Genomic DNA, 23992 nt, shown 5'->3' on the forward strand with positions numbered 1-23992 from the left:
CTACGCGCCCCAGGCCTCGAACTCGTAGATGCGGGCGGCGGGGTCGGAGCCCTGGGTCGGCTTGGTCACGGACAGCCGGACGTAGCGGGCGGTGGTGGTCACCGGGTGGGTGGTGGTCCCGGCGATGTTGCCGGTGACGGCGGCGACGGTGGTCCACGCGTCAGCCGTGGAGTTGCGCACCTGGATGGTGAAGTCCCGGGTGTTGTACGCCGAGCTCTCACCGCCGGCGGAGGCGTGCTTCACCACGAACTTGGTGAGCGGCTGCGCCGAACCGAGGTCCACCTCCAGCCACTTGCTCGACGTGGTGGTGCACCACTTGTCGCTGTTGCCGCCGTTCACGGTGCCGTTGACGGCCTTGGCCGGGGTCTCGTTGCCGTTGCACTGGCCGGAGGCGGTGGCCGGGCGGTTCAGCGCCAGGTTGCCGCCGACGGGCGGGGTGCCCGTCCAGGAGACCGTGGTGGTGGCGGCGGTCGAGCGGCCGTACTCGGTGGAGACCGCCTCCACCTCGACGGTGGTGCTGCTCTCCGTCCCGGCCCGCTCCAGCTTGTTGACGAAGTAGGCGTCGGACGGCGTCGCACCGAGGTAGCCGCGGCTGCCGTCGGCATTGCGCCGGTACAGCTCGTACTGGTGCACCGAGCCGCTCGCCGAGGCCGTCCAGGAGAGCCGCAGCGACTGGCTGGAGCCGGCTACCACGTCACTGGCGCCGAGCACGCTGAGCCCGGTCGGCGCGGCGGGCGCGTCCACCGAGCCGTCGTAGACGGCGAGCTGACCGATCCTCAGATCGTAGGCCGGGTTGGAGCCTTCGGCCTGCAGGCCGATCTGGGCGATGGTGCGGCCGGCGTAGGCGGAAAGGTCGAGGGTGTGGCGCTCCCACCCGGTCCCGGTGTTGGCGCCGAGGTCGAGGGTGGTGAAGGTGCTCGGCGCGTCGGCGAAGGAGATCGCCGCCTTCAGGCCGGTCGCCCCGGCGGCCGGGGTCTTGAGCACCAGCGAGAGCTTGCTGTCCGCCGCGACCGGCAGCTTGCTCTGGTAGAGGCGCACGGTGTTGGTGGCGTCCAGCTTGCCGCTGAGGCGCAGCGAGGAGCCGCCCTCGTAGGCGTCGGTGAAGTCGATGGACGGGGTCAGCTTCGTGCCGGCGGAGGAGACCAGCCAGCGGTAGGTGGGCGGGACGTCCTGGACCGAGAGGTTGTTCCAGCCGCCGGTCGCGACCCGGCTGCCGTTCGCGTTGTAGAAGTCGCCCTGGCCGGTGGAGAAGTTGGTGACGAAGGGCTTCGCGGTGATCGGCGAGGACTCGGCGATGTAGGTCGACAGGCCCTTCCAGCTCGACGAGGTCGTGGTGTTCGACGGGTCGTTGTTGGCGCCGACCCAGTAGCGGGAGTCCTTGGCGTAGAAGTCGGCGCGGTCGGTGGCGGACTTCCACGTCCACTCGGGGCGGTAGAGGCCGAGCGAGGTGGTGTGCGCCTTGCCGGCCGGGAAGAGCGCGTTCCAGTCGACGCCGGTGTTGTAGCCGTTGGACTCGGTGTCGATGCCGGAGTAGAGGTCGTACTCGCTGCGGCCGAGGCCCCGGGCCAGCGAGCGGGACGAATCCAGGCCGCGGGCGCTCCAGTTGAAGTTGAGGAACATCGAGTCGGACGTCCGCTTGGCACCGTCCTGGAGGAAGGAGTCGTTGGCGGAGGTCAGCGCGTTCTGCCAGGAGACCGAACCGGACTCGGTCATGGCGTCGTACCACATGTACTCGGTACCGGTCTGCGCCTTGGTGTACTGCATGAGGTTGCGGACCTCGCCGGCCAGCGCCGGATCCCCGCCACCGGTCTCCTGGTTGATGAACCAGCCGTCGAAGCCGTAGTACTGGGCGGCCTGGGTGAGCTTGTCGGCGACGGGATAGCGGGTGCCGGACTTCTGGACGAAGTCGCGGACCCACTGGAGCTGGCCGCCGTAGGCGGCGGGCGGGAAGAAGACGGTGCCGTAGACCTTGACCCCGTTGCGATGCGCGGCGTCGATGACGGTCGGGTTGGGGGCGAGGATCAGGCCCTCGCCGGCCGAACCGCCCCAGAAGACCAGCTTGTCGACGTACTGCCAGTAGCCGAAGGCGTAGTAGTTCGGGTCGGCCGAGCCCTGCGAGGGGTTGTTGGAGGTCGGACCGAAGGAGACCAGGGAGGCGACCTTGCCCTCGCCCGCCCGGGCGTTGGGGTTCGCCTTGAGCGCCGGGTCGCTGGTGCGCGGCTGGAGCGGGACGCGGGACCGGTTGAAGCGGGCGTCCGGGTCGGTGGCCGGGTCCCAGTTCAGGATGGTGTTCGGGTACCAGTACGAGGCATAGGGCTGATTGCCGGGTGCGGCTGTGGCGGCCGAAGGGGCGCCGGCGGCCGTGACGGCCGAAGGGGCGGCCGGGGCGTCCGCGTGGGCGGTGGGCGCGGCGCCGAGGACGGCGGCCCCGAGGGCGGCACTCAGCAGCAGGGGGAGGCGTCGTGACATGCGGTGGCTCCGATCGAGCGGAGGACGGTGGGAGCGAGGCCGCCCGTGGCGGGGCGGCTCGGGTGCATGCGTCGGTGGCGCTGTACAGGAGGGGGCACGCGCGGCGGTGACCGGGCCGGACGCGGTCGCGCGGCATCGCCCCGGGGCCGCGGCGCCGGACGTTCGCGCTGCGGCGAACGACGCGGCCGCAAGAGGTACCCGTGGGCGGCTCGCCGGCCTTCCGCCCCCGGTGGCGCGCCGAGCGGGCCCCGCTCGGCGCTGCGAGGCTAAACCGGTTCAGATCCCGTGTCAACGGTCCAGGCAACAGCCACCCCGGCGGGTGATCCGGGCCCCGGCGGGGAGGTGGACTCGCGCACGGTCAGGCGCGGCGTGGGCATCTGCAGGTCCCGGCCGGGGCCGGTCCCGTCGATCACCGCGAGCAGGCTGCGCGCGACCTGCTCGCCGAGCGCGAAGGTGTCCCGGCTGAGCGCGGTCAGCGGCGGGTGGACGATCCGGGCGAGCACCGAGTCGTCGAAGGAGACGATGGACAGCTCCCCGGGTACCGCGACGCCCATCTCGCCGGCCACCCCCAGCCCGGCCACCGCCATGACGTCGCTGTCGTAGACGATCGCGGTGGGCCGCCGGGGGCGGGAGAGCAGGGCCCGGGTGGCCGCCGCGCCCTCGGCGTCGCTGAAGTCGGTCGGCACCGAGACCGCCTCCTCCAGATCGAGCCGCCGGGAGGCGTCGCGCAGCGCGCGGATCCGCCGCTGGGTGTGCTGGAAGTGGGGCAGGCCGGCCAGGTGGGCGATCCGGCGGTGCCCGATCGCGGCCAGGTAGTCGACGATCGAGAGCATCGCCTCCCGGTCGTCGGCCCAGATCCGCAGCGGGCCGCCGCCCTTGCCGGGGCCGCCCAGCACGACGGCGGGCAGCGCGAGTTCCTCCAGCGTCTCCAGCCGCGGGTCGCGGACCTGCAGGTCGACCACGATGAAGCCGTCGACCCGGTGCTCGGAGGCCCAGCGGCGGTAGACCTCGATCTCGGCGGCGGTGTCCTCGACCACCATCAGGTGCAGCGCGACCGCGTGGGCGGAGAGCACCGCCTGGAGGCCGGAGAGCAGTTGGCTGAAGAACGGCTCGACGCCGATGGTGCGGGCGGGGCGGGCGATCACCAGCCCGACCGCGTCGGCCCGGGCGCCGCCCAGGGCGCGGGCGGCGCTGTGCGGCCGCCAGTTCATCTCCTCGGCGACCCGCAGGATCCGGGCCCTGGTCGCCTCGCTCACCCCGGGGCGCCCGTTGAGCGCGAAGGACACCGCGCCCTTCGAGACCCCGGCTTGGCGCGCGATGTCGGCGATGGTCGGTCTGCCCACAGAATCCGACTCCTCTCTTGACATCCAAGTTTAGGCGGGAGCATAGTCCCTGCACAGCTAGACCGGTTTAGTAAGTCAGGTTCTGTACGTCAGCACAATCCCCCACCCACCCTCTGGACGGGAGACCCTCATGCGAAGAATCTGGGCGGCACTGACGATGGCGGCGGTCACCACCGCCGCGCTCACCGGCTGCGGACTGAGCTCCGACCCCAAGAGTGACGACACCGCGGCGAGCGCGGCCGCCACCGGTGACGTCAAGGGCAAGGTCTCGCTCCAGACCTGGGCACTCAAGCCGAAGTTCACCGACTACGTGCAGGGCGTGATCGACGGCTTCCAGAAGAAGTACCCGGGCGTCGAGGTCGACTGGCTCGACCAGCCCGGCGACGGCTACTCGGACAAGGTGCTCAGCCAGGCCGCGGCCGGCACCCTCCCCGACGTGGTCAACCTCCCACCTGACTTCGCCCTCCCGCTGGCCAGGCAGAGCCTGCTGCTGGACGTCGCCAAGGCCGACCCGAAGCTCGCCGAGGAGTACGTCGCCGGTGGCATCGACGCCTACCGCTTCACCGGCCAGGACGGCACCTACGGCTACCCCTGGTACCTCAACACCGACGTGAACTACTGGAATTCGGAGCTGCTGACCAAGAACGGCCTGGACCCGAAGGCACTTCCGGCCACCCTGGACGAACTGATCGCCCAGGCCAGGGTGTTCAAGGAGAAGTCCGGCGGCTCGACCTACCTGATGAGCCGCAAGCCCGGCCTCGGCGACCTCGTCAACGCCGGCGTCAAGGTGATGGCCGACGACGGCAAGTCCTTCACCTTCAACACCCCCGAGGCCGCCGCACTGCTCGACAAGTACCGCGCCGCGTTCAAGGAGGGCCTGCTGCCGAAGGACGTCCTGACCGACACCTACGCGGGCAACTCCAAGCTCTTCAACTCCGGTACGGCGGCCTGGACCACCGGTGGCGCCAACTTCATCACGAGCGTCGCCACCGACAACCCGACCCTCGCCCCGAAGATCGTCTCCTCTCCCGCGATGGGCACGCCGCCGCTCTACGTCCAGGGCCTGTCCATCCCGAAGAACAGCAAGAACCCGGCCGCCGCGGTGGCCCTGGCCCGCTGGGTCACCAGCCCGGAGAACCAGGCCGCGTTCGCCCACCTGACCAGCATCTTCCCGTCCACCAAGGCGTCCGCCGGCGACCCGTTCTTCAGCAAGGGCGACGGCAGCAACGCGGGTGACGCCAAGGTGGTCGCGTTCACCTCGCTGGCCAAGGCGAAGATCCTCCAGCCGGTCCAGGTCGACGACGCGATGAGCACCGTGGTCAAGCAGCAGATCGCCCTCGCGATCAGCGGCGACGTGAGCTCCAAGCAGGCTCTGGACACCGCCGTCGAGCGCTGCAACCAACTGCTCAAGGGCTGACCCCGTCCCCGAGGGAGCGGTCCGGCCCCCGAAGCCACCTCGGACCGGCGACGCGGCGGCACCCCTGCCCCCACAGGAGCCGCCGCCCGCCGGGACCGGGGCGGCCGGGGCCCCCGACCCGCCCGCGCACCCCACCACGACGCGACTCCACCACGACGCGACTCGACCAGACCCCGCCCCGCCCCGCCCCAGGAAGGCATCGGCATGACCCACCGGCGTTGGTTCACCCCCTGGCTGCTCGCCGGGCCCGCGATCATCTGGCTGGTCGTCTTCAACCTCTGGCCGACGGTCAACACGGTGATCCTCTCGTTCACCAACGCCAAGCCCCTGGGCGGCGGCCGGTTCACCGGCCTCGACAACTACGAACGCGTCTTCAGTGACGAACAGTTGGCCGACGCCCTGCTCAACAGCATCGTCTACCTGCTGGTCTGCCTCCCCCTGCTGACCTTCCTGCCGCTGCTGCTCGCCCTGCTGGTCCAGCGCAAGCTGCCCGGCATCACCTTCTTCCGCACCGCCTTCTACACCCCGGTGATCGCCTCCGCCGTCGTGGTGGCGCTGATCTGGGGCTGGGTGCTGGACGACCGCGGGCTGGTCAACGGCCTGCTCCAGCAGACCGGACTCGCCGACTCCCCGGTCTCCTTCCTGACCGACCGCTGGCTGCTGCTCTTCAGCGCGATCGCCCTGACCACCTGGAAGGGCCTCGGCTACTACATGGTGATCTACCTGTCCGCCCTGGCCAACGTCGGCCGCGAGCTGCACGAGGCCGCCGCCGTCGACGGCGCGAGCGCCTTCCGCCGGTTCTGGCACGTCACCCTGCCCGGGGTGCGGTCCACCATGATGCTGATCTCGGTGCTGATCTCGGTCTCCGCGCTGCGCGTCTTCTCCGAGCTGTACGTGCTCTCCAACGGCACCGGCGGCCCCGGCGGCCGGGACATGTCGGTGGTCATGCTGATCCAGATGTACAGCCGCGGTTTCACCGGCCACCTGGGCTACGCCTCCGCGCTCAGCCTGCTGCTGTTCGTCATCACCCTCGGCCCGATGCTGCTCCTGATGCGCCTGAACCGGAAGGCGGACTGACCCCGTGACCGACACCGCCGCCCCCGCCCGGCCCGCCACGCCCGCCCCGCCGGCTCCGACCCGCCGCGCCCGGAGCTTCAACACCCCCTCCCCCGGTCAGACCGCGCTGCGCTACCTGCTCCTGCTGGTGGTCCTGCTCCTGGTGATCGGCCCGTTCCTCTGGCAGCTCTCCACCTCGCTCAAGGGGCCGGGCGAGGACGTCTACACCCGGAACCCGAGCTTCATCCCCGAGGACCTCACCTTCGCCAACTACGGCAAGGTCGCCGACACCATCCCGGTCTGGACGTACGCGGCGAACTCGCTGATCGTCGCCGCGATCGCGATCTTCGGCAACGTGGTCGGCACCACCCTCGCCGGTTACGCCCTGGCCAAACTGCGCTTCCGCGGCGCCCGGCTGGTCTTCGGCCTCTTTCTGGCCACGCTGGTCCTGCCCGGCGAGGTCACCATCGTCTCCCAGTACGTGACGATCCGCAGCCTCGGCCTGGCCGACTCCCTGACGGGCGTCGCGCTGCCCGGCGCGATCGCGATGCTCAACGTGCTGCTGATGCGGACGGCCTTCGCGGCCGTTCCGGCCGAGCTCGACCAGGCCGCCCTGGTGGACGGCGCCTCCGTCTGGCAGCGCCTCTGGCACGTCGGCCTGCCGAACGTGCGCGGCATGCTCAGCGTGATCGTCATCTTCACCTTCATCGGCGCCTGGGACGACTTCCTCTGGCCGCTGATCGTGCTCAACGACCCGCAGAAGTACACGCTCACCGTCGGACTCCAGTATCTCAACGGCACGTTCAGCGCCAACCCCCGGCTGATCGCGGCCGGCACGATGATCGCCTTCCTCCCGATCGTCGTGGTGTTCGGCATCTGCCAGCGGTTCTTCTTCAAGGGCGTCGAGGAGGGAGCCGTCAAGGGATAGCCACGCCGTCCGCCCGACCCGTCGCCGGACCAGCGACGGCCGCACCCACCGAGGAAGCCCACCGCGCATGACCGCCGCCCAGGACCTCCCGCAGGACCGCATCCAGGACCGCACGACGGACCGCACGACGGACCGAACCCGGGCCCCCGCCGCCCCGCGCTTCGGCGTCAACTACACGCCCAGCGCGGGCTGGTTCCACCACTGGCTCGACTTCGACCTCGACGCCGTCCGCGCCGACCTCGACTCGATCGCCGCGCTCGGCCTGGACCACGTCCGGGTCTTCCCGCTCTGGCCCGTCTTCCAGCCGAACCGCACACTGATCCGCCCGCGCGCCGTCGAGCAGCTGACGGCACTGGTGGACGCGGCCGGCGAGCGCGGTCTGGACGTCGCGGTGGACGGCCTCCAGGGCCACCTGTCGAGCTTCGACTTCCAGCCCTCGTGGACCCAGACCTGGCACCGCCGCAACCTCTTCACCGACCCGGACGTGGTCGACGGCCAGGCCGCCTACCTGTACGCCCTGGCCGCCGCCCTGAACGACCGGTCCAACTTCCTCGGGATGACGGTCGGCAACGAGGTCAACCAGTTCTCCGGCGACCCGCACCCCGACCCGGACCGGGCCACCCCCGGCCAGGTCGACGCCTGGCTGCGCCGGATGCTCGCCGCCTGCGAGGAGGGTGCGCCCGGCCGGCTCAACCTGCACGCCTCGTACGACGCCGCCTGGTACCTGGACGAACACCCGTTCACCCCCTGGCACTCGGCCCGGATCGGTGCCGCCACCGCCGTGCACTCCTGGGTGTTCAACGGCACCGCCCAGCGCTACGGCGCGCACTCCACCGCCACCGCGCAGCACGCCGCCTACCTGGTCGAGCTCTCCAAGGCCTGGGCGGGCGACCCGCGCCGCCCGGTCTGGCTGCAGGAGGTCGGCGCGCCCGCCCCGCACATCACCGCCGAGGACGCCGCCCGGTTCACCGGCGACACCGTGGCGGCCGTGCTGGACTGCCCCGACCTCTGGGGCGTCACCTGGTGGTGCTCGCACGACGTCGACCGCTCGCTGGCCGACTTCCCCGAGCTGGAGTACAGCCTCGGCCTGCTCACCACCGACCGCCGGGTCAAGCCGGCCGGCACCCGGCTCGCCGCCGCCGTCGAGGAGCTGCGCACCGGGTGGCGGCCGCCCCGTCCGCGCACCACCGCCGTGGTGGTGGCCACCGGCGACGACGTCACCTCGCCCAAGCGCTCGGTCTGCGGCCCCGGCGGCGCCGTCTTCGAGGCCTTCATGCAACTCACCGAGGCCGGCGCCCGGCCGACCGCGGTGCTCGCCGAGCGCGCCGAGGACCGGGCCCACCTGGCCGCCCGGGGCATCACCGAGGTGGTCCGCCCCGAGGACGTACGCTGACGAGCCCCTCCCGACCTCCCGTATCTCCCGACCTCCTATACCTCCCGACCTCCCGACTTTCCGAAAGCCCGCACCCGACTCACCGTCACCTCACCGTCACCTCCCCTCAGTCACGCAACGGAGCCTGCTGACATGCACGATGACCGCAGCCTGGTCGAGTCCCGCCTCAAGCGCGTCCTGGAGGAGCGCATCCGCCCGGCGCTCTACCCGGAGTCCGTCCCGCTGGAGGTCTCCGTCTGGACGGCGCCCGGCGAGCCCGTCCCGGTCGCCGAGGGCCTCGCCGCGCCGCGCACGCCGATCGCCGTCGGCGACGCCTGGGGCGCCCCGTGGAGCACCAGCTGGATCACCGTCGCCGGCACGGTGCCCGAGGCGTGGGCCGGGCGGACCGTCGAGGCGCTGATCGACCTCGGCTTCGACGCCAACATGCCCGGCTTCCAGTGCGAGGGCCTGGTCTACCGCCCGGACGGCAGCCCGGTGAAGGGCCTCAACCCGCAGAACCAGTGGGTGCGGATCGCCGCCCCGGCGGCCGGCGGCGAGCAGGTCCTGCTGCACGTCGAGGCCGCCGCCAACCCGGTCATCCTCGACTACCACCCCTTCCTGCCGACCGAGTTGGGCGACCGGGAGACCGCCGGCGACCGGCCGCAGTACAAGCTGGCCCGGATGGACCTCGCGGTCTTCGACGAGACGGTCTGGCAGCTCGTCATGGACCTGGAGGTGCTGGGCGAGCTGATGGCCGAGCTGCCGGTCGACGGCGCCCGCCGCTGGGACGTGCTGCGCGCCGTCGAGCGGGCGCTGGACACCGTCGACCTTCAGGACGTCAACGGCACCGCCGCCGCCGCCCGGGAGCAGCTGGCCGGTGTGCTGGCCGCGCCCGCCGTGCCGTCCGCCCACCGGATCAGCGCGGTCGGCCACGCCCACATCGACTCGGCCTGGCTCTGGCCGCTGCGCGAGACCGTCCGCAAGGTGGCCCGCACCACCGCCAACATGACGGCGCTGCTGGAGGACGAGCCGGACTTCGTCTACACCATGTCGCAGGCGCAGCAGTACGCCTGGATCAAGGAGCACCGGCCGGAGGTGTACGCGCGGGTCAAGAAGGCCGTCGCCGAGGGCCGGTTCGTGCCGGCCGGCGGCATGTGGGTGGAGTCCGACACCAACATGCCGGGCTCGGAGGCGATGGCGCGGCAGTTCGTGCACGGCAAGCGGTTCTTCCTGGAGGAGTTCGGGGTCGAGAACCGGGAGGCGTGGCTGCCGGACACCTTCGGCTTCACCGGCGGGCTGCCGCAGATCATCCGCAACGCGGGCTCCAAGTGGCTGCTGACCCAGAAGATCTCGTGGAGCCAGGTCAACACGTTCCCGCACCACACCTTCCTCTGGGAGGGCATCGACGGGACGCGGATCTTCACCCACTTCCCGCCCGTGGACACCTACAACTGCTCCATGAAGGGCAAGGAGATCGCGCACGCCGCGCGGAACTTCAAGGACAAGGGCGTGGCCCGGCACTCGATCGCCCCGACCGGCTGGGGCGACGGTGGCGGCGGCACCACCCGCGAGATGATCGCCAAGGCCGCCCGGCTGCGGGACCTGGAGGGTTCGGCCACGGTCCGTTGGGAGCGGCCGGCCGAGTTCTTCGAGAAGGCGCAGGCCGAGTACCCGAATCCGCCGGTCTGGGTCGGCGAGCTGTACCTGGAACTGCACCGGGCCACCCTGACCAGCCAGGCGAAGACCAAGCAGGGCAACCGCCGCAGCGAGAACCTGCTGCGCGAGGCCGAGCTCTGGTGCGCCACCGCCGCGCTGCGCACCGGCCTGGCGTACCCGTACGAGGACCTGGACCGGATCTGGAAGACGGTGCTGCTCCACCAGTTCCACGACATCCTGCCCGGCTCGTCGATCGCCTGGGTCCACCGCGAGGCCGAGGCGACGTACGCGGCGCTCGGCGAGGAGCTGGAGGCGCTGATCGGCCGGGCGCAGCAGGCGCTGGCCGGGGACGCGGCGGGCGGCCGCGAGCTGGTGTTCAACGGCGCCCCGCACGCCCGTTCGGCGGCGCCCGCCGGCGGTGCGGCGCCCGCCTCGGCGGCGCGGGCGGACGGCTGCGCGGTCACCGCCCTCGACGGGGGCGGCTTCGTGCTCGACAACGGCCTGCTGTCCGTCACGGTGGACGGTGACGGCCTGGTGGTCTCGGTGGTGGACCTCGCCACCGGCCGCGAGACGGTGGCGCCCGGTACCCGTGCCAACCTGCTCCAACTGCACCCGGACTTCCCGAACATGTGGGACGCCTGGGACGTGGACCAGTTCTACCGCAACACCGTCACCGACCTGACCGAGGCTGACGCGGTGACGGTGGCGCTCGATGCGCCGGACGCGGTCGCCGTCCGGGTGGCGCGGTCCTTCGGCTCGTCCACGGTGCTCCAGACGCTGACTCTGCGCGCGGGCGCCGGGCGGCTGGACATCGACACCGAGGTGGACTGGCACGAGACGGAGAAGTTCCTCAAGGCGGCCTTCCCGTTGGACGTGCACACCGAGCGGTACGCCGCCGAGACCCAGTTCGGTCACCTGTACCGGCCCACCCACACCAACACCAGCTGGGAGGCGGCCAAGTTCGAGGCCTGCAACCACCGCTTCGTCCACCTGGACGAGCCGGGCTGGGGCGTCGCGCTGGTCACCGCGTCCACCTACGGCCACGACGTCACCCGCACGGTGCGCGAGGAGGACGGCGGCACCACCACCACGGTGCGGTTCTCGCTGCTGCGCGCGCCGCGCTTCCCCGACCCGCAGACCGACCAGGGCCTGCACCGGTTCCGGCACGCGCTGGTACCGGGTGCCGGGATCGCCGACGCGGTGCGCGAGGGCTATCTGATCAGCCTGCCCGAGCGGCGGGTGACCGGTACCGCCGAGGCTGTCCGGCCGCTGGTCGAGCTGGCCGAGGACGCCCTGGTGGTCAGCGCCGTCAAGCTGGCCGACGACGGCAGCGGGGACGTCGTCGTCCGGGTCTACGAGGCCCACGGCGGTCGCGCCCGGGGCCGGCTCGCCACCTCGTTCGCGCTGGCCGGGGCGGTGCCCTGCGACCTGCTGGAGCGGCCGTGGGACGGCACCCGCGGCTCGGTGGTGGTGAGCGGTGACGGCGTCGAGCTGGCGCTGCACCCGTTCGAGCTGGTCACGCTGCGTCTGACGGCGGCGGCCGGCTGACCCGCCCGCCCCGTCCGTGTCAGGCTGACCTCTTCTACCCTGTCCGTTGGCCCCCGCCCGCCCGGGCGGGGGCCCCGCCCCCGGTTCTGGAGCCACCCGCGATGACCGCCGCCCCGCCCGCCCGCCCGCTGTTCGCCGCCCTCGACATCGGCGGGACGAAGATCGCCGGGGCGCTCGTCGACGAGCGCGGGGCACTCTCCCACCGGCTCCAACTACCCACCCCTGCCAAGGAGTCCGGCACCTCCGTACTGGCCGTCGTACACCGGGTGCTCGACCACCTCGCCGCCACGCCCGGCTGGGCCGCGGTGATCGCCGTCGGCATCGGCAGCGCCGGGCCGGTGGACCTGCTGCACGGCACCGTCAGCCCGGTCAACATCCCCGGCTGGCGGGCGTTCCCCCTGGTCGCCGAGATCGCCGCGCACCCCGCCGTGGCCGGGCTCGGCGTCCCGGTGGCCCTGGCCGGGGACGGCGTCGCGATGGCCGCGGCCGAGCACTGGCGCGGCGCGGCCCGCGACGCCGCCAACGCCCTCTGCCTGGTGGTCTCCACCGGCGTCGGCGCCGGGCTGGTCCTGGACGGCGCGGTACGGCCCGGCCCGAGCGGCAACGCCGGGCACCTCGGCCACATCAGCGTCGACCTGGACGGCGACCCGTGCCCGTGCGGCTCGCGCGGCTGCCTGGAGGGCATCGCGGCCGGGCCGGCGATCGCCCGGCGGGCGCTGGCCCGGGGCTGGCGACCCTCGGGCCCGGACGAGGACCGCTCGGCCCGCGCCGTCGCGGCCGACGCGCTGGCCGGCGACCCGATCGCGCTCGCCTCCTTCGACCGGGCCGCCCAGGCGCTGGCCGCCGGGATCGCCGCCACCGCCGCCCTGATCGACCTCGACCGGGTGGTGATCGGCGGCGGGGTGGCGGCCGCCGGCGCCCCGCTCTTCGAGCCGCTCGCCCGCCACCTCGACCGGTACGCCGCGCTGCCGTACATCCGCGGCCTCGACGTCCGCCGGGCCGAACTCGGCACCGACGCGGGCCTGATCGGCGCGGCGGCGCTCTGCCGCCAGGCCCGGCCCGGGTCGTAGGGCCCGGCCCAGGTCGTCAGGCACCGGCCCGGCCCGGCAGGCACCCGCCCGGCAGGCACCGGCCCGGTTCTCCCTCGGCCCCCTCACGAGAGACCCCCGCATGCCCACACCCACCCGTCCCCCGTTCGCCCCGCTCGCCAACCCCGTCCGCGCCTACGCCTGGGGCTCCGGCACCGCCATCCCCGAGCTCACCCGCACCCCGCCCACCGGTGAGCCGCAGGCCGAGCTCTGGATGGGCGCCCACCCGTCCGCGCCCTCGCTGCGGGACGACGGCGCGGGCGACGGCCCGCGCCCGCTGGACCGGTTGATCGCCGAGGACCCGGAGGGCGAACTCGGGCCGGACGGCGTGAAGCGGTTCGGCCCACAGTTGCCGTTCCTGTTCAAGGTGCTGGCCGCCGAGCGGGCGCTCTCGCTCCAGGTGCACCCCTCGCGGGCCCAGGCCGAGGCCGGCTTCGCCGCCGAGGAGGCCCGCGGCATTCCCCTCGACGCCCCGCAGCGCACCTTCCGGGACCGCGGCCACAAGCCCGAACTGCTCTGCGCCCTCGGCGACTTCGAGGCACTCTGCGGCTTCCGGCCGGCGGGCGCCACGGCCGACCTGCTGGACGCACTGGCCGTCCCGCTGCTCACCCCCTGGGCTGCCGCGCTGCGCCACCGGCCCGCCGGGGAGGTCCTGCCGGCGATGCTGCGGCACGTCCTGGAGGACGTCCGCCCCGGCCCGGCCGAACTCGCCGACGTCGCCGGGGCGCTGCGGCGGGTCGCCGCCGACGGCGGGCCGTACGCCGCCGCCTGCGCCGCCTACGCCCGGGCCGCCCGGGACTACCCCGGCGACCCGGGGATGGTCGCCGCGCTGCTGCTGAACCACGTCCGGCTCCGGCGCGGCCAGGCGCTCGCCCTCGACGCCGGGGTGCCGCACGCCTATCTGCACGGCCTGGGTGTCGAGTTGATGGCCAACTCGGACAACGTGCTGCGCTGCGGCCTCACCGCCAAGCACATCGACGTGGACGGACTGCTGGCGGTGACCTCCTTCCGGACCGGCGAGCCCCCCGTGCTCACCGCATCGCCGGCCGGCTCCTCACCGGACGCCGCGCGGGGGGCCGCCCCGGCCGCCTCGTGGGCCGGCGAGGGGATCGAGGAGGTGTTCCCCTCACCGGCCGAGGAGTTCCGGCTCTCCCGGCTGAGGCCCACCGCCGCCCCCGCCCGGGTCGACCTTGCCGCGCCGCAGATCCTGCTCTGTACGGCCGGGCGGGCCCGGCTGCGGAGCACGGCCGGCCACAGCCTCGACCTGCTGCAGGGCGGATCGGCGTACCTGCGTCCGTCCGCCGAGCCCGTCCTCCTGACCGGCGCCGGCGCGGAGCTGTTCCGCGCGACCACCGGCTGAGGCGACACCGGCCGAGGCAGCCGGCGGCCGGCGCGCGAGCGGGGTACCTGGGCGAGCGGGGTACCTCGGGCGAGCGGGGGCTCCGCCGGGCCGGGGCCACCGGGTGGCCCGCACGCCTCCGGACGCCGCCTCCCGAAGTGGGTCCGGGGTCGCGGGCGCCGAACCCGTACACCGGGCGGGCGCGTTGCAGTCGGCGGCGCCATTGCCGCCGCTGCCACCCTTCTGACGCCCCTGAACCGCCCCTTGCGCCCCCGACCGCCCCCGACCGCCCCCGACCGCCCTGACGCCGTCACCGCGATCACGGCCGCCGCGGCGCTGCGAGCCTTACGAGCCCTGCCCGACCTGCCCGACCTGCCGGACCTGCGGGCGCTGCGGCCCTTCCGGACCTGCGGTCCTCGCGGTTGCTACGGGTCCTGCTCCGCCCTGGATGCCGGCAGCGCCATCGGTGCCGGCATCGCCGCCGTCAGCGCGCCGAGGCGCGACAGCGTCGGCGGGCACGGTGCGCCGAGCCCGGCAGCGGGCCGCGCGACGCCAGCACCCGCACCCGCTGCGACGGCGCCGAGGGCAGCGGCTCGAACGGAGGCTCGCCTGGTACGAACGCCGAGAGGAACCGCCGCTCGGACTGGCTGAGTTTACGGGAACGGCCCGATTCCCGGTCCCGCGCGACCACCACGGTGCGTGCCCGCATATACGTGTGCGGATCACGGCAGACATTCACCACCACGTGCGCGGAACTACGGCCCAGCTGCTCCACCGTCAGCCGTACCAGCAATGGCTCCGGCTGGTGGTGCAACTGCTCCAGGTAATCGATCTCGTGCCGTGCGATCAGGAATCCGGACGGAAAGAGGGATTCCCGGACGGCGACCTTGTGGTGGCAGAAGAGGTCGTAGATCCCCTCCTGGACGTAGGAGACCAGCCGGGCGTTGTTGATGTGCCCGTTCTCGTCCACGTCGCTCCACCGGGTGGGGCAGGTCAGGACATGTGCGTTGGAGTGCGGCGCGCTCACGGCTTCTTCAGCCCGGCATCGCCCTGGCCACCCGCCCCGACGGGCAGCAGCGCCCGCCGCAACCGGGCGTAGTAGACGGCGTGTTCGGAGGCCATCCGGGCGGCCGTCCAGCCCTCCTCGGCGGCCTCGGCGGCGGCCTGGACGACCAGGCTGTCCAGCACCCCGTCGACGGCGCGGCAGAGCTCGGCCACCGCCGCCAGGCGCTCGGGGACGTCGGCGCCCCCGATGCCGCCCCGGGCGGGGAAGGCCGCGAGCGAGTCCACGGCGAGCCGCAGGTCGTCCACGGCGACCGGCCGGATTTCCGAAAGGCTATTACCCACGAGTTTTCTCCCGAATTAGTCAGAGCATTTGTCGGATGCGTTCGAACGGACCGGCGCGGCACTCGCGCAGTCACGTACCCCCCGGTGGACTGGACGCTATCCCAGGGCGGGCACCGCATCCGAGGTTTGCGCTGCCCTACGGGAAACTGCCCACCATTGGAGTAGTTTGCCGGGGCATAAAATCTGCCGCATCAGCCGAATGCCACCCCGGACGGTCACCCTGGGCGACGGTCAGCCGCCCCAACGGGCCCACCAACGCGCCTTGTACATCTGCGTACCGCGCAACGTCCGGATGGCGTCCGGGCGGTGGAGCCGCAGGGCCGAGGTGCACCACGGGCAGGCCCCCACATGGTCGGGCGCGACGGTGAGCAGTCGCCCGGTGCCGGGCTCGTCACCGACGCTCTTGATGTCGCGCTCCGCGGCCTCGTCGCCGAGCCGCACCCGGGTGAAGCGGCCGCCGGTCGGGTCGTACTGCCACAGGTGCGCGGCGGTGCTCACCCAGAACCGGCCCGGCGCGGCGAGCACCGGCGCGAGGTCGTGCCCGTCCCGCTCCGGCAGCGCGACGCTGCGGACGGCGGTGAGCACCGGCGCGGCCGGCGTGCCGTCCACCCGGAGCGCGGTGAGCGTGTCGTCCCCACCGCCCAGAGCTGCCGGGTGCGCGCGTCCCAGTGCACCCCGTGCGCCCCCGGGAGCGGGTACGCCGCATGGGCGGTGTTGCGCGGACCCTGCGAGGCGGCGTAGAGCCGGACCCACCCGCCTTCGCTGGCCGCGACGGCGACGTTCCCGTCGGGCAGCAGCTCCAGGCTGTGTGGGTTGGCGCCGCCCGTGTCGGCGGCCCAGTACGTGCGTCCGGTCGCGGTGTCGACGGCCGCCACCAGCCCGCCGGAGGCGGCGGTCAGCAGGTAGCGGCGACCGTTCCGGACCCGACTCTTCGCCTCGTCCGGCATCGACCAGCTGTGCGCCGGGGCGAGGTCCGGCGCACGGTCCGCGCTCCACGACCACACCACCGGCAGCCGGTCCGGCCGCCGATAGGCCATCAGCTCCTCGGCGCTCTGCAGGACGAACACGCTGCGCGACTCCTGGTCCACCACCACCGCCCACCCGGGCCGCACGGGCGCGGCCGAGGTCGTCGGCAGACCGAGCCCCAGTGCCACCGCCAGCCCGACAAGTCCCACTCGCCACCGGCGCACCCGCGCCGTCCCTCCGCCGTCTCCGGTCCCGGGACCCACCGTGCGTCGCGGCGACCGCCGCTGCCGCCACGACACGCCCGAACGGCCGCCGGGCCGTCCGGGAGCCGCTCCGCCCCCGCTCAGTACCGCCCGGAGATGACGTCCGCCAGGCGGGCGAGGGGGGAGCCCGTGGGGCGGCCGGTGGCTTCCTGGCGGTCGGCGGCGTGGTAGGCGGCGTAGAGGGCGTGGACGCCGAGCCAGCGCAGCGGCTCGGGCTCCCAGCGGCGCACGCCGTGGCCGACCCAGGGCAGCCGGGTGAGCTCGGTGTCGCGGCCGAGGACGAGGTCGCGCAGGGTGCGGCCGGCGAGGTCGGCGGTGGTGACGCCGCTGCCCACGTAGCCGCCGGCCCAGCCGAGGCCGGTGGCACGGTCGAGGTCCACCGTGGCGCACCAGTCGCGCGGGACGCCGAGCACACCGGCCCAGGCGTGGTCGATCCGGGCGCCGGCGGCGGCCGGGAAGAAGCTGTCGAGGATCTCGCGCAGCTGGCGGACGGTGGCCGGCTGGGTGGTCCCGTCCGAGTCGGTGCGCGAGCCGTACCGGTAGGGGACGCCGCGCCCGCCGAGGGCGATCCGGTCGTCCGCGGTGCGCTGCGCGTACATGTAGGCGTGGGCGAAGTCGCCGAGGACCTCGCGGCCGGTCCAGCCGACAGCGGTCCAGAAGGCCGGCGGCAGTGGTTCGGTGGCGATCATCGCGGAGTTCATCGGCAGCCAGGTGCGCCGCTCGCCGCGCAGCCCCGCGGTGAAGCCCTCGGTGGCGCGCAGTACGTAGTCGGCCGTGACGGTGCCGTGGGGAGTGACGGCGCGGGCCCGGGAGCCGACGGTGGCCGGTTCGACGGCCGTGACCGGAGTCTGCTCGTGGATGCGGACACCCAGGCCCGCCACCACCCCGGCGAGCCCGCGGACCAGCTTGGCCGGCTGGACGCGCGCGCCGTAGGGCGTCCAGGTGCCGCCGAGGGTGCCCGCGATCCGGACGCGGTCGCCGGTCTCGGCGGCGGTCAGCAGGTGGATGCGGTCCGCGCCGTAGGAGCGCTCGGCCTCCGCGAAGGCCCGCAGCCGGGCGAGCTGGGCGGGGGTGCGGGCGACCTCCAGGACGCCGCCCCGGACGAGGTCGGCCTCGATGCCCTCGGCGGCGACGGTGTCGGCCACCTCGCCGACCGCCGCGTCCATCACCCGCTGCATCGCGGCGGCCGGTCCGTGCCCGTACCGGCGGGCGAAGGCCGCGCGCCCGGCGAACCCGTTGTAGAGCCACCCGCCGTTGCGTCCCGAGGCGCCGTAGCCGCAGAACCGGCGCTCCAGCAGGGTGATCCGCAGGCCGGGGTCGGCCTTCTTGAGGTGGTACGCCGCCCAGAGCCCGGTGTAGCCACCGCCGACGATGCACACGTCGGCGTCGGCGTCGCCCGGCAGCGCGGGCCGGGGCTCGGGCAGCCCGGTCCGCGCGTACCAGAAGGAGACGCCGCCGTTGACGGCCGGGGATTGGTCGCCGCTACGGCCCACGGGAACCTGCCTTCGCTCGGTGATCTCCCCGGGACGCTATGCCGCCGCGGACCACCCGGGCCACCGGCACGGTGGCAGGATCCGCGCTCGCGGCCCTGCACAGTGTCAGAGCCGCCGGACGGCCGGCCGCGGTCCGGCGCCCCGGGAAATCCGGCATATGCCAATCGACAACCACTGTTACCCAATGGCGTTTCGACAACTAGAGTTACCGCCATGTCGACACCTGAGATCACCACCACCGAGCGGACGGCGCTCGACCGGATCCTCCTCGACGCCCTCGACCCGCTCGCCTCGGCCATGCGCGCCCGGGCTACCGGGTACTCCGCGGACCGCATGTGGGCGGCGGACCCCAGCGAGGTGGCCCTGGCCGTCCTCGGCACCTGGAAGGTGGTGGACCAGGAGGTCGAGCGGCTGACGGCGACGGCCGCCCGGACCGCCGCCTCCTACGGCGCGGGCTACGACCGGCTCGGCGCGGCCTGGGGCCTCACCCGGCAGGGCGCCCGCAGGAAGTGGCCCGACGCCGTCGACGGACCGGCGGCCGCACCCCGGGACGGCAGCGTCCTCGAACTGTTCGGCGGCACGGCCGAGTTGTTCGCCGACGTGACCTCGGGCGGCTGGCGCTGGAGCGCCCGGGGCGCCGACGGCGCACACAGCGGGGAGCTCGACACACCCCTCCTCGCCCGGAAGGAGGAGGCCGCCGCCCATGCGGGAGCCTTCCTGAAGGAGCACTCCACGCAAGCGGACCGCACCCCCGCCGCACCGGCCGCCGGCTGATCCGGCCGACACCGCCGCAGACGTGCCGGGCCACCACGGGCCGGACCGGCCGACGCCCCGGGCCGGCCGACCCCGCCGCACCTTGGCACGGGCCGGCCGGTCCCACCTCGCGTCAGCGGGACGCGCTCGCGCCGATCGTCGAGCCTTCGACGGGCGCGGACAGCGGGATGCTCTCCCCCGCGAAGCCGGTCTTGACGAACTGCCAGGTCAGGCCGTTGATCACACCCTGACCCAGCGGGGCCAGCCTGGCGAAGGCCGGCTGGCTGAGGTCGATGTGGGTGGAGTCGCAGGACGGACACTTGTCCCTGACGGGGACGGTGACCGTCTTGCCCTGGTAGGTCACCTTGACCGAGATGCCCTTGCAGAGCGGGTCGTTGTTGGGGTTCGCACTGGTCCACCAGGTGTGCGAGACCGCCACCAGCATCTGGTTCCCGGCGTTGATCTGGGTGCCGCAGGCCCCGTAGCCGGCGTCGTTGTAGTACGTCGCCTTGCCGGTCATCGGCTTGTTGATCGGGATCGCGGCGCTGGCGGAGCCCGCGGTCAGGGCGATCAGGGCGGCGGCGGCGAGCGGAGCGCCGGCCAGGATCCTGATGTTCTTGACGACTCGCATGTTTCCCTCCGGTTGCCGGTGCGGACGGCATGACCGAGTACGGGCGGGCCGACGGCCCTGCGGGGAAACCCCCAGACCAGGCCGAATCGACTGCAGCGCAGTGGAGTTCGGGCACGTCCGGCCCGCCCAGGGAAGGACGGTATGCCCCACCCGGAGGTGAGGTCCATACCTTTGATGTGTTGTCATGAACACAAGGCAGGAAGCTTTACGAAAGCGGCCGAAGGCAGGACGATACGTGACCGCAGCACGGGGTGACGCGTTGTCAGGTCACGCGTTCCACTCCCCGGAGGCCCCCTTTGCGCACCCCACTCAGCACCCCGCTCCACGCCCCGCGCCGCGCCGCCCTCGGCGCCGCCGTCCTGCTCGGCGCCGCCGTCCTGACCGGCGCCGCCGCGACCACGGCCACCGCCGCGCCCGCCCCCGCACCGCGGGAGGTGAACCAGGGCTACAGCATCCCGGTCGGCGCGGTCACCGACCTCGGCGCCCTGCCCGTACTCGGCACTCTCGGACTGGACTTCGCCCGACTGCTCGGACAGTGAGCCCGCGGCCCTGAGGCGCCACCGCCGCAGCAGCCGACCACTGCTGCGGCCCCGCCCCCCAGGCCGACCGCGGACCCTGGACCCGGCCGCGCGCACTCAGGATCGGCCGCGGACCCTAGCGCCGGCCGCGTGCCCTCAGGCCCTGCCGCGCACGCCCTCCACCGTGAGCGCGAACAGCGCCCCGGAGAGCGGGTGTTCCTCGCTGCGGGCCGTGGTGACGTACAGCGTGTCCAGCTCCGGCCCGCCGAAGGCGCAGCTGGTCGAGCGCGGCACCGGGACCTCCACGGTGTCCAGCAGGCGGCCCTCGGGCGAGAGGCAGTGCACGGCCCCGCCGTCCCAGAACGCCACCCAGAGGTTCCCGGCCTCGTCCAGCGTCATGCCGTCGGGCATCCCCGGCAGGTGGGAGACGTCCAGCGAGCGGATCCGACGGCCGACCGGGCCGTGCTCGGGGTACTCGTGCAGCTCGATCCGCCGGGTCGGGGTGTCGATGTGCCAGAGGCGGTCCGGCTCGGGCCAGGCCAGTCCGTTGGGGATGGCCAGGCCGTCCAGGATCGGCTGCACCGACCCATCGGGCTCCAACCGGTACAGCGACCCCGGCTGCCAGGGCTCGCCGAGCTGCATGGTGCCGGCGACCGGTCGGCCGTACGGATCCCGCTTGCCGTCGTTCATCCGGCGTTCCGGCTGGTCCGCCTCGACGGCGGCGAGCAGCTCCGTCCGGCCGGTGGCGGTGTCCAGCGCCTCGAAGCCGCGCTCGGTCGCGAGGACCGGCCGCCCCTGCGGGGCCGGCATCAACGTGCCCGGGGTGACCTCCAGTTCGAGCACGGTGACCCGACCGCTCGGCCGGTGCAGCGTGAGCACCCGGCGGTCCGGGATACCGATCCAGTGCAGGCTCTGGGCGGCCGCGTCCCAGACCGGGCCTTCGCCGAGGGCGAGGCGGGGGGTGTCGGCAACGGGTTCGGCACGCATGGACTTCTCCTCGGGGCTGGACGACGGGGGAGACACGGCGGGGCTCCAGGAAGCATCGCACTCCCCCACCGCCGCCGATCCCCCGGTCCACCCTGCCGCCGCGAACGCCGGGGCTACGGTGGCACGGCGCCATCCGTCGCCACCGCCCCTGGATCTGGTCGACAGTCAGGTGCTGAGTCGCTCCGCCCGCCCGGGGCGGCCGGGTGATCGTCCGCTCCCGACCCAGGACCTCCAGGGACTCGAAGGGGCGGCAGAGCGGGCAGAGCGGCCGGTTCCGGCCGCAGCGGCTCCGGTCCGCGTCCTGCTACCCGCCGTCCCAGGGGGTGGCGATGAGCACCGCGCCGCCGTGCCGGCGGGCGTACCGGCAGCTGACGGGGAAGGGAAAGTCGACCCGGGCCGAGCCGGCGACCGGGCGGAGGTCGGCGAGCAGCGCATCGCCAGGCAGGTCGGCGGCCGCCTCCCGGAGGACGGGATCGGTGCCCGATCGGGCCTCGGCCACGGTGACCGGCTGCACGGTGGCGGGCTGCGCGTCCAGGGCCGTCCAGTGCTCCGCGAAGGTGCTGCCGAAGGCCCTGATCGCGGCGGCGGTGGGCGGGGTTCCGCCCGTGGCCGCGGTCGTCGTCGCGGTGTCGACGAGGGCTCGGCGCGCGCAGTCCGCGAACTCCTGGAGCCAGACCGGCAGGGACGGCGCGACGCGCTCGGTGTCGGTGTAGTCCCAGAACCGGAAGACCGGACCCCAATCGCCGGTGTCCCGGTCCACGTCCACGTAGGTGTGGCCGTCACCGTGGTCGGTGAAGACGAACCAGTGACTGCCGGCACCGCCGGCGTGCTCCAGGTACCAGCTCGTGTCGTGACCGTGGTAGCGGCCCGTGTTGTACGGGTGGGCGAAGTCCAGGTGCTCGTACGAGGTGTGGCCGTTCGCCTCGGAGCGCGTCACGGTGAGCCGCACGCCCCCGACGGCCCGCAGCAGCACCCGGATCGCCTCGGGCACCGGAACCGGCCAGCCGTCCAGCGCGGCGTCGTCGATGCCGGGATCGAGGACGATCAGCCCCGAGGAGTCCTCGGCGAGCTGCCGCAGCAGCCGGACCACCTCACCGGTGTCGAAACCGGTGTCGAAACCGGTGTCGAAACCGGTGTCGAAGTCGGCCATGTCGTCCCCCGGTTCGTCGTGATGCGGATGCCCTGACCATATCGCCCGGGTCGGACAGGGTGACGGGGACGCAAGGGGCCGGGCAGGAGGGGCGGGTTTCTTGCGCTCCGAGAGTTAATGACCGCGACACGACCGCGACAAGGTCGAATACGGTCGGGACGTGCGCCGGTCATCGCCCGGACATCGGCCGCAACGGGGCTTCATCGTGTCGCAACACCCGTGCCCAGCAGGCAGAACGGCGATTGACAGCAGGGCTCGGGCTTCAGCACGATGAGCGCCGAGCCCACTCGCAGCACGCCGGAAGGAGGGCCGATGACCACCGTTCCCCGCGTCCAGAGCCCGACCCGTTCCCGCCCCTGCGGTGCCCTCCGCCGTTGTTGTCGCGGAGCGCTCACCCGCTGATCCGGTAGGCCGGAGCAGCCCCCTCCCACGGCCCGCCGGGCCCGCATGTCCCGTGCCACCCGCCTGTTCCCGTGCCATCCGCCCGCCGCCCGCACCCCGCGCGGCGCCGCGCCGTGCGGCCGCCCTGCCGCGCACCCGTGTGCCCGGCGGCGGCCGCCCGCCCCGCGTCCAGCCTGTTCCACCTCCCCTTCCCGTGCCCGTGAAAGCCGAGGATCCGCCATGACCGCTGCCCTCACCGACCTCCGCATCACCCCGGCCGCCGGCCGGATCGGTGCGATCGTCCACGACGTCCGCCTCGGCGGCGATCTGCCCGCCGAGACCGTCGCCGCCGTCGAGGCCGCGCTGTACCGCCACAAGGTGCTCTTCTTCCGTGGCCAGGAGCACCTGGACGACGCCGAACACGAGGCGTTCGCCCGCCTGTTGGGCCAGCCGGTCGGGCACCCGACCGTCCCCAGCGCCGACGGCCGGTTCATCTTCGAGCTGGACGCCACCAAGGGTGTGCGCGCCAACAACTGGCACACCGACGTCACCTTCGTGCCGTCCTACCCGAAGGCGTCCATCCTCCGCTCGCTGGAAGTGCCGCCGGCCGGTGGCAACACGGTGTGGGCGAACACCGTCGCCGCCTACCAGGACCTCCCGGAGCCGCTGAAGGTGCTGGCCGAGAGCCTGCGCGCGGTCCACACCAACGACTACGACTACGCGGCGAGCCTGGCGCTGCGGCCCGAGCTGGCGGACAACGCCGAGATCGCCGCGCTGTTCCGCCAGGTGTTCGTCTCCACCGCCTTCAAGACCGAGCACCCGGTGGTCCGCGTCCACCCGGTGACCGGTGAGAAGACCCTGCTGCTGGGCGCGTTCGCGCAGCGCGTCCAGGGCGTCTCGGGGGCCGACAGCCGGGCCCTGCTCGCGCTGTTCCAGCGGTACGTGGAGCGGCTGGAGAACACCGTGCGCTGGGACTGGCAGGTCGGCGACGTGGCGATCTGGGACAACCGCGCGACCCAGCACTACGCCGTCAACGACTACGGCGACGAGCCGCGCCTGGTCCGCCGGATCACCCTGGACGGCGACCTGCCGGTGGGCGTGGACGGCACCCCGAGCCGGCTGCTGGAGCCGACCGAGCCCCCGAGGGTGGCCGGCCTGGTGCCGGCGGCGGAGCTGGAGGCCGCCGCCCTCCAGGGCTGACAGTGAGGATGTAGACGAGCGCTTTCCGGTGGGGTCTGACCCAAGGGCTGACTGACCTCGGGTCCTCAACAGGATCTGTCGGCCCCG

At 73.4% G+C, this 23992-nt stretch carries 20 protein-coding genes; 10 read left to right on the forward strand and 10 right to left on the reverse strand.

Features of this window, described 5'->3' with window-relative positions:
* The gene (locus AB0J08_RS19040; protein WP_360634969.1) at positions 1-2469 is read right to left on the reverse strand and encodes a discoidin domain-containing protein; all 2469 of its coding nucleotides are present in this window, start codon (positions 2467-2469) and stop codon (positions 1-3) included.
* 266 nt (positions 2470-2735) lie between these two features.
* The gene (locus tag AB0J08_RS19045; protein WP_360634972.1) at positions 2736-3812 is read right to left on the reverse strand and encodes a LacI family DNA-binding transcriptional regulator; all 1077 of its coding nucleotides are present in this window, start codon (positions 3810-3812) and stop codon (positions 2736-2738) included.
* Between the two features lie 130 nt (positions 3813-3942).
* Here AB0J08_RS19045 and AB0J08_RS19050 point away from each other — a divergent pair, with 130 nt between their 5' ends.
* From AB0J08_RS19050 to manA, 7 genes are all read left to right on the forward strand, one after another.
* The gene (locus AB0J08_RS19050; protein ID WP_360634975.1) at positions 3943-5229 is read left to right on the forward strand and encodes a sugar ABC transporter substrate-binding protein; all 1287 of its coding nucleotides are present in this window, start codon (positions 3943-3945) and stop codon (positions 5227-5229) included.
* A 204-nt stretch (positions 5230-5433) separates the two neighbouring features.
* Positions 5434-6306, forward strand: a complete 873-nt coding sequence (locus AB0J08_RS19055) for a sugar ABC transporter permease (RefSeq protein ID WP_360634978.1) — start codon at positions 5434-5436, stop codon at positions 6304-6306.
* Between the two features lie 4 nt (positions 6307-6310).
* Complete coding sequence (locus tag AB0J08_RS19060) at positions 6311-7213, forward strand: carbohydrate ABC transporter permease (RefSeq protein ID WP_360634981.1); 903 nt, start codon at positions 6311-6313, stop codon at positions 7211-7213.
* A gap of 67 nt (positions 7214-7280) precedes the next feature.
* Positions 7281-8606 (forward strand): glycosyl hydrolase, encoded by a 1326-nt coding sequence (locus AB0J08_RS19065; RefSeq protein ID WP_360634984.1) that lies wholly within the window; start codon positions 7281-7283, stop codon positions 8604-8606.
* A gap of 132 nt (positions 8607-8738) precedes the next feature.
* Positions 8739-11789 carry a glycoside hydrolase family 38 C-terminal domain-containing protein gene (locus AB0J08_RS19070; protein ID WP_360634987.1) on the forward strand — a complete coding sequence of 1017 codons (3051 nt, stop codon included), beginning with the start codon at positions 8739-8741 and terminating at the stop codon, positions 11787-11789.
* A 101-nt stretch (positions 11790-11890) separates the two neighbouring features.
* Complete coding sequence (locus tag AB0J08_RS19075; protein ID WP_360634990.1) at positions 11891-12859, forward strand: ROK family protein; 969 nt, start codon at positions 11891-11893, stop codon at positions 12857-12859.
* A gap of 100 nt (positions 12860-12959) precedes the next feature.
* On the forward strand, positions 12960-14237 hold the full coding sequence (manA, locus tag AB0J08_RS19080) for a mannose-6-phosphate isomerase, class I (RefSeq protein ID WP_360634993.1): 1278 nt from the start codon (positions 12960-12962) through the stop codon (positions 14235-14237).
* Positions 14238-14700: 463 nt separating this feature from the next.
* On the opposite strand, the gene AB0J08_RS19085 is transcribed toward manA, so the two are convergent.
* From AB0J08_RS19085 to AB0J08_RS19105, 5 genes are all read right to left on the reverse strand, one after another.
* Positions 14701-15243 (reverse strand): thioesterase family protein, encoded by a 543-nt coding sequence (locus AB0J08_RS19085; protein ID WP_360634996.1) that lies wholly within the window; start codon positions 15241-15243, stop codon positions 14701-14703.
* The gene (locus AB0J08_RS19090; RefSeq protein WP_360634999.1) at positions 15240-15563 is read right to left on the reverse strand and encodes a hypothetical protein; all 324 of its coding nucleotides are present in this window, start codon (positions 15561-15563) and stop codon (positions 15240-15242) included. The genes AB0J08_RS19085 and AB0J08_RS19090 overlap by 4 nt, the downstream gene beginning before the upstream one ends.
* Positions 15564-15794: 231 nt before the next feature.
* Positions 15795-16061 (reverse strand): hypothetical protein, encoded by a 267-nt coding sequence (locus AB0J08_RS19095; protein ID WP_360635002.1) that lies wholly within the window; start codon positions 16059-16061, stop codon positions 15795-15797.
* Positions 16058-16738: a DUF6528 family protein gene (locus AB0J08_RS19100; protein WP_360635005.1), complete on the reverse strand. Its 681-nt coding sequence runs from the start codon at positions 16736-16738 to the stop codon at positions 16058-16060. The genes AB0J08_RS19095 and AB0J08_RS19100 overlap by 4 nt, the downstream gene beginning before the upstream one ends.
* 134 nt (positions 16739-16872) lie before the next feature.
* Positions 16873-18285, reverse strand: coding sequence for an FAD-binding oxidoreductase (locus AB0J08_RS19105; protein ID WP_360635008.1), 1413 nt, complete (start codon positions 18283-18285; stop codon positions 16873-16875).
* Positions 18286-18498: 213 nt separating this feature from the next.
* On the opposite strand from AB0J08_RS19105, the gene AB0J08_RS19110 reads away from it, so the two are divergent.
* On the forward strand, positions 18499-19059 hold the full coding sequence (locus AB0J08_RS19110) for a hypothetical protein (RefSeq protein WP_360635011.1): 561 nt from the start codon (positions 18499-18501) through the stop codon (positions 19057-19059).
* A gap of 112 nt (positions 19060-19171) precedes the next feature.
* On the opposite strand, the gene AB0J08_RS19115 is transcribed toward AB0J08_RS19110, so the two are convergent.
* The gene (locus tag AB0J08_RS19115) at positions 19172-19669 is read right to left on the reverse strand and encodes a cysteine/serine endopeptidase inhibitor (protein WP_360635014.1); all 498 of its coding nucleotides are present in this window, start codon (positions 19667-19669) and stop codon (positions 19172-19174) included.
* 296 nt (positions 19670-19965) lie between these two features.
* On the opposite strand from AB0J08_RS19115, the gene AB0J08_RS19120 reads away from it, so the two are divergent.
* A complete protein-coding gene (locus tag AB0J08_RS19120) occupies positions 19966-20208 on the forward strand; it encodes a hypothetical protein (protein ID WP_360635017.1) in 243 nt (80 codons plus the stop codon).
* Positions 20209-20343: 135 nt separating this feature from the next.
* On the opposite strand, the gene AB0J08_RS19125 is transcribed toward AB0J08_RS19120, so the two are convergent.
* Positions 20344-21174 carry an SMP-30/gluconolactonase/LRE family protein gene (locus AB0J08_RS19125; RefSeq protein WP_360635020.1) on the reverse strand — a complete coding sequence of 277 codons (831 nt, stop codon included), beginning with the start codon at positions 21172-21174 and terminating at the stop codon, positions 20344-20346.
* Between the two features lie 304 nt (positions 21175-21478).
* Entirely contained in the window at positions 21479-22324 is an 846-nt protein-coding gene (locus tag AB0J08_RS19130; RefSeq protein ID WP_360635023.1) for an SMI1/KNR4 family protein, read from the reverse strand.
* A gap of 621 nt (positions 22325-22945) precedes the next feature.
* Between AB0J08_RS19130 and AB0J08_RS19135 the strand changes: the two genes are divergently transcribed.
* The gene (locus AB0J08_RS19135; RefSeq protein ID WP_360635025.1) at positions 22946-23905 is read left to right on the forward strand and encodes a TauD/TfdA family dioxygenase; all 960 of its coding nucleotides are present in this window, start codon (positions 22946-22948) and stop codon (positions 23903-23905) included.
* The last annotated feature ends 87 nt before the right edge of the window (positions 23906-23992 follow it).

The sequence above is a fragment of the Kitasatospora sp. NPDC050463 genome, from assembly GCF_040655255.1.
In the GTDB taxonomy this organism is placed as follows: Bacteria; Actinomycetota; Actinomycetes; order Streptomycetales; family Streptomycetaceae; genus Kitasatospora.